At 70.7% G+C, this 14343-nt stretch carries 11 protein-coding genes; 5 read left to right on the plus strand and 6 right to left on the minus strand.

Annotated features, from left to right (window positions below; translation table 11 throughout):
* Nucleotides 1–2: 2 nt before the first annotated feature.
* The 4 genes from AAF430_00690 to AAF430_00705 all read left to right on the plus strand — a co-directional run bounded on the left by AAF430_00690 (nucleotide 3) and on the right by AAF430_00705 (nucleotide 7965).
* A complete protein-coding gene (locus AAF430_00690; protein MEM7408734.1) occupies nucleotides 3–4529 on the plus strand; it encodes a DEAD/DEAH box helicase in 4527 nt (1508 codons plus the stop codon).
* A 131-nt stretch (nucleotides 4530–4660) separates the two neighbouring features.
* Nucleotides 4661–6448 carry a carboxylesterase family protein gene (locus AAF430_00695; protein ID MEM7408735.1) on the plus strand — a complete coding sequence of 596 codons (1788 nt, stop codon included), beginning with the start codon at nucleotides 4661–4663 and terminating at the stop codon, nucleotides 6446–6448.
* Nucleotides 6449–6513: 65 nt separating this feature from the next.
* The gene (locus AAF430_00700) at nucleotides 6514–7284 is read left to right on the plus strand and encodes a hypothetical protein (protein ID MEM7408736.1); all 771 of its coding nucleotides are present in this window, start codon (nucleotides 6514–6516) and stop codon (nucleotides 7282–7284) included.
* A gap of 6 nt (nucleotides 7285–7290) precedes the next feature.
* Nucleotides 7291–7965, plus strand: coding sequence for a hypothetical protein (locus AAF430_00705; protein ID MEM7408737.1), 675 nt, complete (start codon nucleotides 7291–7293; stop codon nucleotides 7963–7965).
* Here the strand turns inward: AAF430_00705 and AAF430_00710 are convergent.
* The 6 genes from AAF430_00710 to AAF430_00735 all read right to left on the minus strand — a co-directional run bounded on the left by AAF430_00710 (nucleotide 7962) and on the right by AAF430_00735 (nucleotide 13266).
* The gene (locus tag AAF430_00710) at nucleotides 7962–9197 is read right to left on the minus strand and encodes a beta-ketoacyl-ACP synthase (GenBank protein MEM7408738.1); all 1236 of its coding nucleotides are present in this window, start codon (nucleotides 9195–9197) and stop codon (nucleotides 7962–7964) included. The genes AAF430_00705 and AAF430_00710 overlap by 4 nt on opposite strands.
* The gene (locus tag AAF430_00715) at nucleotides 9194–10249 is read right to left on the minus strand and encodes a hypothetical protein (protein ID MEM7408739.1); all 1056 of its coding nucleotides are present in this window, start codon (nucleotides 10247–10249) and stop codon (nucleotides 9194–9196) included. The genes AAF430_00710 and AAF430_00715 overlap by 4 nt, the downstream gene beginning before the upstream one ends.
* Complete coding sequence (locus AAF430_00720; protein ID MEM7408740.1) at nucleotides 10246–10851, minus strand: hypothetical protein; 606 nt, start codon at nucleotides 10849–10851, stop codon at nucleotides 10246–10248. Before AAF430_00720 ends, AAF430_00715 begins: the two co-directional genes overlap by 4 nt.
* On the minus strand, nucleotides 10848–11132 hold the full coding sequence (locus AAF430_00725) for an acyl carrier protein (protein MEM7408741.1): 285 nt from the start codon (nucleotides 11130–11132) through the stop codon (nucleotides 10848–10850). Before AAF430_00725 ends, AAF430_00720 begins: the two co-directional genes overlap by 4 nt.
* Nucleotides 11133–11248: 116 nt before the next feature.
* Nucleotides 11249–11986, minus strand: a complete 738-nt coding sequence (locus AAF430_00730; protein ID MEM7408742.1) for a glycosyltransferase family 2 protein — start codon at nucleotides 11984–11986, stop codon at nucleotides 11249–11251.
* Complete coding sequence (locus tag AAF430_00735) at nucleotides 11983–13266, minus strand: NAD(P)/FAD-dependent oxidoreductase (GenBank protein MEM7408743.1); 1284 nt, start codon at nucleotides 13264–13266, stop codon at nucleotides 11983–11985. The genes AAF430_00730 and AAF430_00735 overlap by 4 nt, the downstream gene beginning before the upstream one ends.
* A gap of 224 nt (nucleotides 13267–13490) precedes the next feature.
* Here AAF430_00735 and AAF430_00740 point away from each other — a divergent pair, with 224 nt between their 5' ends.
* Nucleotides 13491–14315 carry a lysophospholipid acyltransferase family protein gene (locus AAF430_00740; GenBank protein ID MEM7408744.1) on the plus strand — a complete coding sequence of 275 codons (825 nt, stop codon included), beginning with the start codon at nucleotides 13491–13493 and terminating at the stop codon, nucleotides 14313–14315.
* The last annotated feature ends 28 nt before the right edge of the window (nucleotides 14316–14343 follow it).

The following is a 14343-nucleotide window of genomic DNA, read 5'->3' on the forward strand; positions in this document are numbered from 1 at the left end:
GCGTGTCGTCCCCCTCGCCGTCTTCGTCGGATCCGCTCGCGGCCTTCGGCCCGGACGCGCGCCGCTGGTTCGCCCAGGAGTTCGGAGAGCCGACCCCGGTCCAGGCCCAGGGCTGGGCCGAGATCGCGGCGGGGAAGCACGCGCTGCTGCTGGCCCCGACTGGCAGCGGCAAGACGCTGGCCGCCTTCTTCTATTGGATCGATCAGCTGGTTCGGAGGCCCGCGCCGGAACCCGGCGTGCGGGTGCTCTACGTCTCGCCCCTGAAAGCCCTGGTCTACGACATCGAGCGCAACCTGCGCGCGCCGCTCGCAGGCTTGCGCGCGGGCATGGCTCCCGACGATGCGGTGCGCTGGCCTCGGGTCGCCGTGCGAACGGGCGACACCACGCCCCACGAACGCCGCCAGCAGGCGCGGGATCCGGCCGAGATCCTGGTCACGACCCCCGAGTCGCTCTACCTGATCCTCGGCTCGCGTCAGCGCGACACGCTGGCGTCCCTCGAGGCCGTGGTCGTCGACGAAGTGCACGCGCTGGCGGGGACGAAGCGCGGCGCCCATCTCGCGCTCTCTCTCGAACGGGTCGAGGCGATCGCCGAGCGCGCTCCCCAGCGCATCGGCCTCTCGGCGACGGCCCGTCCGCTGGACGAGATTGCGCACTACCTCGGCGGGGATCGGTCCGTCGAGATCGTCGACACCAGCAGCACGCCGCTGCTGGACCTGACGATCTCGGTGCCCGTGCCCGACATGACCCAGCCCGACCGGTACCCGCTCCCGCAGGGCGCCGCGTCGGACGGGGAGGGGGCCGAGGCACCCCCGCGCCCCGACGCCCTCGGCGAGAGCGGCGGGCTCTGGCCTGCCCTCTATCCCGAACTCCTGGAGCAGATCCGCGCCCATCAGAGCACGATCGTGTTCACGAACAGCCGCGGACTGTGCGAGCGCTTGACCCAGCGACTCAACGACCTCGCCGGCGAACCGCTGGCGCGTGCTCACCACGGCAGCGTGGCCCACGCGAAGCGCCGCGAGATCGAGGAGGCGCTCAAGGCGGGTCAGCTGCGCGCGATCGTGGCGACCAGCTCGCTCGAGCTGGGGATCGACATGGGCGCGGTCGACCTCGTGCTGCTCGTCGAGTCGCCGGGGGCGGTCGCGCGCGGGCTGCAACGCATCGGTCGGGCCGGGCACCAGGTGGGGGTGGCCAGTCGCGGGCGGCTCTACCCGAAGCACCGGGGCGACCTGTTGGAAGCCGCGGTGGTCGCCGACGGGATGGGCGCCGGCGCCGTCGAGCCCCTGCGCGTCCCGCAGAACCCCCTCGACGTCCTGGCCCAGCAGATCGTCGCCATCTGCGGCATGGACGCGACGACGGTCGCCGATCTCGAAGCCCTTTTGCAGCGCACCCACGCCTTCAAGACCCTCTCGCGCGAAGTGCTGACCGGCGTGCTCGACATGCTCTCGGGGCGCTACCCGTCCACCGACTTCTCGGAGCTGCGAGCGCGTCTGCGCTGGGACCGCGAGAGCGACCGGCTCGAGGCCTTGCCGGGCAGCAAGACCCTGTCGCTCGTCTCGGGCGGGACGATCCCGGATCGCGGGCTCTACCCGGTCCACCGCGGCAGCGACGGGCCGCGCATCGGCGAACTCGACGAAGAGATGGTGCACGAAACGCGTCCGGGCGATGCGGTGACCCTTGGCGCCAGCACCTGGCGGGTCGAAGAGATCTCCCGCGATCGGGTGATCGTGTCACCGGCGCCGGGCGAGGTCGGGCGCTTGCCCTTCTGGCGGGGCGAGGGGCCCGGCCGCCCGATCGAACTCGGACGCGCGCTGGGGCGCTTCGTGCGGCGGCTCGCCGACCAGGCGGGTGCCCCCAAGCCGCTTCACGAGGGGCGCGACCGCGCCGAGCGCTGGCTGCGGGAAGAACACACCCTCGACGAGTGGGCGGCGCGCAACCTGGTCGACTACGTCGTGGAGCAGAGCGAGTCGACCGGGACCCTGCCCACCGATCGCGCGATCACGATCGAGCGCTTTCGCGACGAGCTCGGGGACTGGCGCATCTGCATCCTGTCCCCCTTCGGCGCGCGCCTGCACGCGCCCTGGGCCCTCGCGATCGAGGCCCGGCTCTCGCGACGGGCGGGTTACGCCGTGCAGACGCTGTGGAGCGACGACGGGATCCTGCTCCGCTTCGCCGATGCCGACGCGCTCCCCGACAGCGCGCTGCTGATCCCCGATCCTTCCGAGGTCGAGGACGAGATCGTCGGACAGCTCGCGAACTCGGCGCTCTTCGCGAGCCAGTTCCGGGAGAACGCAGCGCGCGCGCTGCTCTTGCCGCGCCGCCGTCCCGGTGCGCGCACGCCGCTCTGGACCCAGCGCCTGCGCGCCCAGAACCTGCTCGCCGTCGCGCGCGAGTTTCCCTCGTTCCCGATCGTGCTCGAGACCTACCGCGCATGTCTGCAGGACGTCTTCGACGTGCCCGGTCTGGTCTCCCTGCTCGAAGAGATCGGGCGTGGCGAGGTGCGGGTCGAAGACGTCGAAACGCGCCAGGCGTCGGCCTTCGCCCGTTCGCTGGTGTTCGAGTACACCGCCCAGTACCTCTACCAGGGCGACACGCCCGTCGCCGAACGACGCGCCCAGGCGCTCACCCTCGATCGCGCGATGCTGCGCGACCTGCTCGGGCAGGAAGACCTGCGCGACCTGCTGGACGCGCGTGTGATCGAAGACACCGAAGTCACGCTGCAGCAGCGCGGGCCCGAGGAGCGCGCGCGCCATCCCGACGCGTTGCACGACCGACTGCGGCGCTTCGGCGACCTCTCGGAGGCGGAGCTCTCAGCGCGCTGCGCCGAAGACCCTTCCGAGTGGCTCGAGAGCCTCGCGGTCACCCAGCGCGCCGTGGACGTCGAGATCGCCGGCGAACGTCGCTGGATCGCCGCGGAAGACGCCGGTCTCTATCGCGACGCCCTGGGCCTTGCCCCGTCGAAAGGACTTCCGGCGGCCTTCCTCGAACCGACCGCACGTTCCCTCGAACAGCTGGTCGTGCGTTTCGCGCGGCAGCGCGGCCCGTTCACCGTGGACGCGTGCGCCGCGCGTTTCGGACTGGCGCCGGGGGCCGTGGAGCCCGTGCTGGAAGCGCTGGTCCAACGCGATCGCCTGCTTCACGGCGACTTCCACCCCGATGGAGACGCCCCCGAGTGGTGCGACCCCGAGGTGCTGCGTCAGCTGCGCCGGCGCACGCTCGCGAAGCTGCGCGCCGAGGTGGCGCCGGTCGATGACGAGACCTGGACGCGCTTCCTCGGCGAATGGCACGGCCTCGGCGACGAGCGGGGCGGCGATCCGGCGCTCCAACGCGCCCTGGAACAGCTCGAAGGCTGCCCGCTCTCCTTTGCCGAGCTCGAGCGCTTGATGCTGCCTGCGCGCGTGCCCGACTACGATCCGCAGGCCCTGGATGCCCAGGGCGCCCAGGGCGAATGGGTGTGGATCGGCTGTGAGCCCCTCGGCGAACGGGATGGTCGCGTGGCCCTGTATCGCCGCGAGCGCGTCGCCCTCCTGGCCGAAGCGCCGCCGCGTCCCGACGACCTGACGCCGCTCGAGACGGCGATCCTGGATCAGCTCGAAGCGCGCGGGGCGAGCTTTACCCAGGGGCTGCTCGCGGCGCTCGACGGGACGTCCCAGTCCGAGCTCTACGAGGCGCTCTGGGGGCTCGTCTGGAAAGGCCAGGTGACCAACGACACCTTCGCGCCGCTGCGCACGCTGGCCGCACGCCGCGACCTGCGGCCCCGCCGCGGGCGTCGGCGTCCGGGTGGGGCGCTCGGTTCGGTCGGCGGACGCTGGTCGACGGTGGGGCAACTGATCGGCAGCGAGGCTCCGCCGACGCGCCGTGCGCATGCACGCTCGCTCCTGCTGCTCGAGCGCTACGGGGTCGCGAGCCGCGACGCGATGCCGCTCGAAGGCTGGCTGGGCGGTTTCGCGGCGGTCTACCCCGTGCTCCGGGCCATGGAGGATGCGGGGAAGCTGCGACGCGGGCACTTCGTCGATGCGCTTCCCGGCGCGCAGTTCGCGTTTGCCGGCGCCGTCGATCGCTTGCGCGCTGCGCGGCGCACGTCGGCCGGACCGGCTTCCGCGCGCGACGTCTGGGTGTTGGCTGCGACCGATCCGGCCAACCCCTTCGGTGTGTCGCTCGGCTGGCCTGCCCCCTGCGGAGGGGAGGGCACCCCGCGTCGCGCGAGTGGGGCGAGCGTGGTGATCGTCGAAGGCACCCTCGCGCTCTATCTCGAGGCCGCGGGCACCCGTCTCGTGACCTTCGGGAGCCTCCCGGACGGGGAAGAGAACCCGGGCGAGGCCGAGCGGATCGAGCGGGCGGCGCGCGGCCTGCACCGGCTCTTCCGGCACCGCGCGCGCACCACCTTGCGCATCGAGCGCATCGACGGGGCCACCGCGACCACCTCGCCGTGGCGCGAGAGCTTCGTGCGCGCGGGCTTCCGCGCCGAGTACAAAGCGCTGGTGCTCGACCGTAGCGACGCACGCGAGGTGCACCCCGGCACGCGGGGTTGAACGCGGAAGATCGACCCGGGCGAGGCTCCTATACTCTCTCCGCCCCAAAGCGAGGAGAGATCGAGCGCATGTTCCACGGCCAGCGGCGACGAGTGCGGAATCGAATAGGGTGGGGCGCCGGATTCGCCCTGTTGGCAACGGCGCTCGCATGCGCCCCGTCCGAGGCACCGCTCCCGACGGCCGATCCCCAGACCGAGCGCACCCTCACGAGTGGTCGCATCCTCGGCTTCCGTGACGCCCAGGGCAGTCACGTCTGGCGCGGTATCCCCTTTGCCGCACCGCCGACCGGGAAGTACCGCTGGCGCGCGCCGCGTAGCCCGCGCTCCTGGGACACGCCGCGCGAGATGCTCGCCTTCGGCGCGCGCTGCCCCCAGTACGCGAGCCCCCTCGACCAGGTCGGCGAGATCGGCACCGTGATCGGGGACGAGGACTGCCTCACCCTCAACGTCTTCGCACCGCCCTTCAAGCCCTACGAGTGGCCGGGGCGCGGCCGGCGCCTGCCGGTGATGGTGTGGTTCCACGGCGGCGGCAATGTCTCGGGTGCCAGCGATTTCTATGACGGCTCGGTGCTCGCGAGGCGACACAACGTGATCGTCGTGACCGCGAACTACCGGCTCGGACCGCTCGGTTTCTTCCGCCACCCGGCCTTGCGCGACGGCGCTACCTACGAGGAAGAGTCGGGGAACTTCGCCACCCTCGACCTGATCCGCGCCCTGCACTGGGTGCAGGAGAACGCCGCGAACTTCGGCGGCGATCCCGAGAACGTGACGATCTTCGGCGAGAGCGCCGGCGCTCGGAACGTGCTGATGCTGCTCCTCGCTCCCGGCGCCCAGGGGCTCTTCCATCGCGCCATCGTCCAGAGCGGTGGCACGCGGACGAGCAGTCTCGAAGACGCGGAAGCCGCCGGTGAGCGCCCGACCCTGGGTGGCGCACCGGGATCGCAAGAGGTGCTCCTGCGCCTGCGGATGGCCGACGGCGCCCCGGATCGCAAGGCGGCCGCGCGCCAGCTCGAAACCCTGTCCGAGGTCGAGATCGCGACCTATCTCGGGGAGAAGACTGCCGCCGAGCTGCTGGCCGCCTACGGCGACTACGGCGAGAGCAGCGGGCGCACTGGTCTGTTCCGCCAGCCCCAGAACTTCCGCGATGGCGTGGTCCTCCCCGAAGCGCTGCCGATCGAAGCGTTAGCGGCGGGGGCCTACGCCCAGGTGCCGATCATCCTGGGCAGCAACCGCGACGAACAGAAGCTCTTCCTGATGGCGAACCCCGAGCACGTGCGTTGGACCTTCGGTGTGCCGAGCGCTCGCGACCCCGAGCGCTACGAGCTGCTGTCGTCCCTGCAGAGTCGTTTCTGGAAAGCGAATGGCGTCGACGCCCTCGCGTCGGCGATGCGCTCCGTGCAAGGCGATAGCGTCTACGCCTATCGCTTCGACTGGGACGAGGAGCCGCGGATCCTGTGGGCGGATCTCGGGCAGCTGGTGGGCGCCGCCCACGCCATCGAGATTCCCTTCGTGTTCGGTCACTGGAACCTCGGTCCCCAGAGCCACCTGCTCTTCGACGACGACAACGCCCCGGGCCGGGTTGCCCTCTCGGACGCGATGCTGTCCTACTGGGCCGAGTTCGCCTGGAAGGGCGCGCCGGGACGCGGCCGCACCCGCGAGCTGCCGGCCTGGGATGCCTGGGACCCGAGTGCGCCCGACGCGGGCAAATACCTCGTGCTCGACACCGAGACCGGTGGTGGGATCCGCATGGAGCCGGCAGTCGTCACCAACGACGCACTCTTCGTCGATCTGGCCCAGGCGAGCCTGGACGAAGCGACCCGCTGCAAGATCTACGGGGACTGGGTGTGGGGCGCGCCCCGGGTGGCCGACCGCGGCGCCGGGCTCGGCTGCGGGAGCGGCCGCAAACCGGCGGCGCCCTAGCGCCGATCGGGCCGTCTCAACCGACTCCGCCGGCGCTCCGATACGGGCTCGGGGGGGCGGTGCCCGTGAATGGATGGTTCGCACAACTCGACCGGATCCTTCGAGGTGAGGAGACCGCGCCCGAGCGTCTGACGTCGGGCCAGATGGAAACCCCGCTTGCGGGCCTGCTCGTGGCGATGCTGATGCTCGCGATCGTCTCGGGGGCGACCCTGGGCGCCTTCGGTGTGATTCGGGGTGCGGAGCAGGGTGCTCTCCAGGTCTTCGCGAGCGCGATCAAGTTCCCGCTGCTCTTCGTCCTGACCCTCGTGGTGACGCTTCCGTCCCTCTACGTCTTCAACGCCCTGATCGGCTCGTCCCTGAACTGGATGTCGGTGCTGCGCCTGGCCGTGGCGAGCGCGGCGGTCATGTTGGCCGTTTCTGCTTCGTTCGCGCCGATCGTGGTGTTCTTTGCGGTCAGCAGCAGCAGCTACCCGTTCATGAAGCTGCTGGTCGTCGTCTTCTCGGGGATCTCGGGAGCCCTCGGCCTGGCATTTTTGTTGCGGACGCTGCAGCGGCTCGTGTTCCCCGAGCGGGTTGCGCCCGTCCGGACGTCGGAGATCGCGGAGGCCGACGAACCCGCCGCACCCATCGAGTCGATTCCCGGGGCGGACGACGTCCGCGCGGTGCGCGTGTTTCGCGTCTGGGTGGCCGTCTTCGGGCTCGTGGGAGCGCAGATGGCGTGGGTGCTCCGCCCGTTCATTGGAAGTCCGGCGCTTCCGTTCGCGTGGTTCCGACCGCGCGAGAGCAACTTCTTCGTGGACGTGCTGCGCTCGATCACAGAGCTTCTGGGAGGCTAGGCGGTCGTGGTCGGCGCCGCGTCGCTGGGATCCGTCGATGCCGCCCTGCGGTCGGGAAGTCGGTCCACGCTCTCGGCTCCGTCGCTCGCAGCCCTCTTCGCGATCATCGGTGTGAGTGGTGCGCTCTACGGCGCTGCACTCGGCGGGTACTCCGCGACCCACGGAGCGCTGAGCCGCCAGGTGCTCTACTCCGCGGCGAAGGTGCCGCTGCTCATCGTCGTGACCTTCGCGATCAGTTTGCCGAGCTTCTTCGTCCTGAACGCCCTGTTGGGGCTCCGGTCTCAGCTTCGCCCCGCGATCGGGGCGCTGTTGACGGCGCAGGCGTGCGCGGCGATCGCGCTCGCCTCCTTCGCGCCGATCACGATCCTCTGGTACGCGAGCTGGAACGACTACCAGGCGGCGAAGCTCTTCAACGCGTTCGCCTTCGGCTCGGCGAGTCTTCTCGCCCAGCTGCCGCTCCGACGCCTCTACGCACCTCTGCTCGCCCACCAGCCCCGCAGTCGCTGGCTGCTGCGGGCGTGGCTGGTCATCTACGGCTTCGTCGGAATCCAGCTCGCCTGGGTTCTGCGCCCCTTCGTGGGGTCGCCGAGCCTCGAGCCGCGGTTCCTTCGGGAAGGGGCCTGGGGCAACGCCTATCTCCACCTCGTGGAGGTGATCTCCGACGTCCTGGAGAAGCTCTAGTCGGTCCAGCGGCGGAACACGAGTGAGGTGTTCACGCCGCCGAAGGCGAAGTTGTTGCTGACCACGGTCTCCATCTCGAGGGGCCGCGGCGCGCGCGTGACGTAGTCGAGGGGCGCGCAGCGTTCATCGCGCGCTTCGAGATTCAGGGTGGGAGCCACCCAGCCCTCGCGCAGCATCTCGAGGGTCATCCAGGCTTCGAGGGCGCCGCAGGCGCCGAGCGTGTGACCCATGTGGCCCTTCAGCGTCGAGACGGGCACCTCGGGTCCGAACACGCGGTGGGTGGCGTCACTCTCGGCGATGTCGCCCACTTCGGTGCCCGTGCCGTGGGCGTTGACGTAGTCGATGTCGGCCGGGTCGAGTTCGGCGTCCTCGAGGGCGAGGCGCATCACGCGCTCCATGCCGTCGGCCTCGGGGTTCGTCATGTGGCTGCCGTCGCAGTTGGTTCCATAGCCCAGGATCTCGGCGTAGATGCGCGCGCCGCGGGCCTCGGCGAACTCGAGGGACTCGAGGATCAGCGTACCTGCGCCCTCGGCCACGACGATGCCGTCGCGGCCGGCGTCGAAGGGGCGCGGGGTCGTCGTCGGCGCGTCGTTGCGTGTGGAAGCGGCCATCAGGACGTCGAAGATCACGGCATCGATGCACTCGATCTCTTCGGCGCCGCCACCGATCATCACGTCCTGCCGACCGAAGCGGATGGCTTCGTAGGCGTAGCCGATGCCCTGGCTTCCCGAGGTGCAGGCACTCCCGGTGGGAATCACGCGTCCGCGCACCTCGAAGAACTGGGCGATGTTCGCGGCGCAGGTGTGACTCATGAAGCGGATGAAGTCGCTGCCGCGGATCCCGCTGGTGGTGCGCTTCCCGAAGTACTGGCGCGCGTAGACCTCGAGCGCGCCGGGACTGCCTTGGGTGCAGCCGTACGCCACCCCGGTGGTGCCGTCGGAGAGCGACGGGTGCTCGAGGAGACGGGCGTCGGCCAGGGCGAGCTCGGTCGCGCGGGTCGCCATCAAGGAGTCGCGGCCCATGCTGCGGAGCTTCTTGCGCGAGTAGTGCTTCGGGGTCTCGAAGGCGGAGACCGGCGCGGCGAGGCGGGTGTGGAGACCGTCCACGTCGCCCCAGTCGTCCCGCGTGGTCACCGCCGAGCGCCCACTGCGCAGGGCGTCGCGGACGACCTTCCATTCGCCACCGAGGGGCGACAAGCCCGCCATCCCCGTGACCACCACCCGCCGCTTCACGACCGTCCTCCGCTCTCGTCCGCCGCTTCGTTCCAGTAGTCGAAGAAGTTGAACCACTGGAGCGGGGCGCGCAGGCAATGGTGCTCCAGCCGGTCGGCGAATGCTTGGGCGAAGCGCTGGAGCGTCGCGTCGCGATCGGCGCGGCGCAGGGTGAAGCCCTCCGAGAGGACCTCGGCGCTGACGCGGTAACGCGCGTCGCCGTCCCGCACCGCCACCATGAAGAAGAGCGGACAGCCGAGCAGGCCGGCCATCAGATAGGGCGCCGTCGGCAGCTCGACCTCGCCGCCGAGGAGGGTCACCCGCGCGGTGCGACCGCGGTCGGCGGGCTCCACCCGATCGCCGAGGATCGCCACCAGCTCGCCGCGCTCGATGCAGCGTCGGATCTGCAGGACCGTCCCCATCGAGTCGGGTTCGACCTGGAGCACCCGCACGTCGACGTCGGGGGAGAGCTGCCGGAAGATCGCGTTGATGCGCGGCGCGTGCTGGGTGTACATCAGCACGTTCACGACGCGGCCGTCGCGATCGGCGAGGGCGCGCAGCGCGTCGAAGCTGCCCAGGTGGGCGCCGACCACGATCGCGCCCTGGGTGGGGGTGAGCAGCCGGTCGAAGTCTTCGCGTCCGACCACGTCGAAGCGCAGCTCGTCTTCGCGCCCGAACCACAGCACGAGCCGGTCGAAGATGCTGAGGGCGAAGGTGCGGAAGTGGAGGAAGCTCGTCCACACGCTGGGCGGACGGCCGAGAGCGCGCTTGCCCTCGGGCAGGGCATCGAGGCGGCGCAGGTACGCGAGCGATGAACGCCGCTGGGTGCGGCCGGTCAGGAAGAAGTAGCCGACGATGCCATGAACGAGGACCATGCTCAGGGGGCGACCGAACCAGCGGTAGCAGGCGACGGTGAAGCGCAGGCCCCACATCGAGCCGCGCTCCGCGGCCCGCGACCAGTTCGTTGCTGAGTTCGCGGGTACCGTGGCGGTACTCGCGGCCGGAGCAGCGTTGTTCGCGGATGCGCGACCGGGATTCGCGGAGGGAGCGGCCGTGGTGGAAGGGGCGCTCATGCCGACGGCTCCGGCGGGAACCAGCGACGCAGGAGTGGCTCGGCGAACGAGCCTTCGTACTTGCGGAAGCGCCAGGCGCGCACGAACCACTCGCCGACGAAGAGCACGCCCATCAGCAGGTAGGCCAGGAAGCCGGTGTAGAGGGTCCAGGCGGCAAGGTCGCCCGCGAGGGCGAGCCCGGCGGACACGGCCGCGTTGACGACGAAGAAGCCACACCAGATCCAGGTCATGGCGCGGCAGTGGTCCACCTGGGCCGTCGAGAGCTCCGGATCCTGCAGTCGCGCGAAGCGCTCGATCATGCTCGGGCCGCCGCGCAGGGTGCGCCCGAAGGCCACGAGCAGGCCGAGGTTCACGAGCACGGGCACGAAGAGCAGGGCGACCGGGTGATTCGACCAGAGCGTCGGGACCAGTACGACGGCGACGAGGCCCGCCGGCAGCAGCCAGGGCGCCAAGGCGTCCCAGCCGGCGCGGCCTGCGAGCAGCGCCCGAACGCCGAATCCGATGGCGATCCCCGCTGCGATCCAGCGCGGTTCGATCCAGTGCAGGCCGGCGAAGAGCAGGAACGGGTAGGCCACTGCCAGGACGCCGCGCGCGATCCTCATGCCGCTTCGGACCGTCTCCGGAAGGCCTCGTGGATCACCCGAACCGCGTCCGCGACCGTCCGCACCGACTTCAGCTCTTCTTCTTCGAGCTTCACGCTGCTGCGCTCTTCGAGGGATACCGCCAGGTCCACCAGATCGATGCTGTCGAGGTCGAGATCGTCGATCAGGTGGACATCGGGCTGGATCTCGTCCGGGGATAGACCGAACTCCGCCTCCATCATGGAGCGCAGTTCCATGAGCACTTCTGCGGCGCTCGGATTCTGCTCGATCGAAAGCGGCAAGGGCGACGGACTCCTGGCGATGCGTGTCGGCACGCACGCCCCAACACCGTAACCCGACGAGAGAAATGCGCACGACGACCGAGCGGCCTCCGAGTCGCTTTCCCCGAGGGGCTGGCTCAGCCCGAACCGGCTCCGCCGAAGAGCCCGGCCAGCCCGGCCCGGATCGACAGCCGCGTGTGGAGCCAGCTGATCCGGAGGTTGTCGCGCAGCAGGTCGAAGTGCGAGACGCCTCCTTCCTCTGGCGCGAGGTAGCGGACCCGCGTCGCCAGGTTCCGGATCGGCACGCCCGCCCACGCCATGCGGACCGGCAGCTCCTGGTCGAACTCCATGTGGTCTCCGCCGGCCTCGGCGGCCATCGCCGCCGCGAGGGGATAGACCCGGAACCCGCACTGCGGGTCGCGGATCACGCCCGTGCCCACCTCGCGGTTCACCCAGAACACGCTGATCTGGCGCGCGAAGGCGCGGCCGGCGGGCTGGGTCTCGTCGAAGACGGGGTAGCCGAGGATCAGGGCGTCCGGGTGGTCGCGCGCTTCGTCGAGAAAGCGCGGGATGTCGTCGAGGTCGTGTTGGCCGTCGGCGTCGACCTGCAGCGCGTGGGTGTGGCCTGCCGCGGCGGCGGCGACGAACCCGGTCTTCACCGCCGCGCCCTTGCCGCCGTTCGTGTCGCGGCGCTCGACCTGCGCGAGGCCGTCGGCCGCGATGGCTTCGAGCAACTGGCGCGCGTGCGGACCGCTGCCGTCGTCGATCACGAGCACCGGCGGTCCGAACCCGGCGGCCCGCTCGACCACGCCGCGAATCGTCTCCGGGTTGTCGTAGGTCGGGATCAGGACGCAGGGCCGGAAGCCATCGCTCAAGCGGCGGCCTCGCGCTGCAGTTCGCGCGCCCGCAGCCGCGCAAAGAACAGGAGCAGCTCGATCGGCGGCCGTACCCGCCAGGTGGGGAGCACGGCGCCCGCGAGCACCGAGATGATCTCCCGCTTCAGCCAGCCGACGCCGGGGCGGTCGTGGGGGGGCCGCATGAACACCTGGCGGAACGCCGGGTCGTACCAGGCATAGATGAACTTCGCATAGATCCCGAGCGCTGCCCGGCTCTCGCGTTCGTAGGCCGCGAAGTCTGCGGCGACGGGGAGGCGCGCCTTCGCGAGTGTGCGCAGCGCCGCCCGACTCGCGCGGTCGGCGCCGGTCATCGCCAGGTGCACGCCCGAGGAGAACACGGGATCGAGAAACGCCCCGGCGTCACCAGCCACCAGCCAACCGTCTCCGGCCCAGCGATCCAGGCGGTATTGGAAGTCGGCCGTGGCCTCGAGCGGCCGCGACTGTCGGGCCCCGCGCAGCCGCTGACCGACGGCCGGGACGATCTCGAGCACCTCGGCCCAGAGCGCGTCGTGGTCGACGCCGGCACGGCGTCGCTCGCCGTACCAGCTGCGGTCGATCACCGCGCCCACCGAGGCGCCTCCGTCGGAGAACGGGATCAGCCACATCCAGCCGAAGGGCGTCGCGACGATGGCGATGGTGCCCGCGTCGTCGCCCGTCGAGCGCAGGATGTCGGCGTAGTGGGTGTAGAGCGCGATCTTGTGGAGCTTCGTGTCGCGCGTACGCAGCCCGAGCTGATGTCCGAGCAGGGTGGTGCGGCCCGAGCAGTCGGCGACCAGGCGCGCATCGAGACGCTCGCGGCGTCCATCCGGATCGACCAGGTCGAGCCCGGTGGCCCGCTCTCCCTCGAAGCGCACGCGCTCGACGGTCGTGCGGTCGCGTCCCTCGGCACCGGCCTCGAGCGCGGCTTCCCACAGCACGCGGTCGAAATCGGCGCGTCGCACCTCGTAGGCGTGCTCCGCCGGGCAGCGACTGGCGTCGGGGAAGTGGAAGTACTCGGGGGCCGCTCCGTCCTCGAAACAGAAGTACGCCCCGTATTTTCGGGCGAAGCGCTGCTTTTCGAAGCGTTCGAGCAGGCCGAGCTCGGCACACAACGGCATGGTGGCGGGCAGGAGACTCTCGCCGACGCAGAAGCGCGGGTGCTGGGACTGCTCGACCACCACGACCGAATGGCCCGCGCGCGCGAGTCGATGGGCGAACGTCGTGCCGGCGGGCCCGCCGCCGATCACCGCTACATCGGTCTGCTGTCGCGCTGCGGACATCGCGCAAGTCTAGAGGAACGGTCCTCGTCCGCCGCTCCTGCCAGCGCGAATCCGCTGCATCGCGTGGGCGGCGTCACGCGCGCCAGGGACCGAAGTGGAGACCGCCCCCCGAGTGCCAGCGCCTTCGGGACGGCTCGAGCCGCTGAACGAGCCCTGGCGTTCGGGAGCCGTGGCCGATCGGGCCCCGGCGCTCGACGGGAGAGGCGATCGCTACCATGGCCGCGATGCGCGACGGGGACCGAGGAGCAGAGAGCCGCGAGTCCGCCGTCGTGCGGGCGTTGCGCGCGAACCACGGTTGGGCGTTCTTCGTCGCAGTCACCCTCGTGTCCGGCGCGACGCTGGTTCCGTTGACCTGGATCTCGTCACGCTTCTGGGCCGGGGCCGGGAACTTCTTCAGTGACGCGACCCATCGGTTGCTGCGCTTCTACTTCGACCACCTCTTCTACATGGTGCCGGTGATCGAGGGTCGCGAGCGACGCGCGCCCGGGTCGTGTCTGATCGTCGCGAACCACGCCTCGTTCCTGGATCCGCTCCTCCTGATGTCCATCGAGCCGCGCCTGGGTGGGCCTGTGCGTCGCTACATGCTGCGCGTGCCCGTGTTCGGAGAGATCGCGCGGCTGGCCGGCTTCTTCCAGAGCGACGTGGGCGAGCTGCCGTCCTTCGAGGACATCGCCGCGAGCGTCGGCGGCGCGCGGTCGCGCGGGGGCAGCGTGCTCTTCTTTCCCGAAGGCACCCGTAGCGCGGACGGTCAGCTCGGGACGTTTCACCGTGGTGCCTTTCGTGCTGCCTTCGATCACGATCTCGTGGTGCAGCCGGTTGCGATCGAGGGCCTGGGCGACGTCCTGCCGAAAGGGCGATACCTGACCCAGACCTCCGGGCGTTATCCCGTGCGGATGCGCTACCTCGACCCGATCGCGCCCCCCTTCGGAGACGGCGTGAGGCGGGATGTGGTGCGCGCCCTCACGGATCGAGCGCGTGCGGCGATCGCGGACGCTCTCGACCAGATGCGCGAGGAGCGCCGCGCGGGCGCTGATAGGATGGCGTCATGACCCACCCGGGACCCGTGCCGGCGAATCC

This window comes from Myxococcota bacterium (assembly GCA_039030075.1).
Lineage (GTDB): Bacteria > Myxococcota_A > UBA9160 > UBA9160 > SMWR01 > JAHEJV01.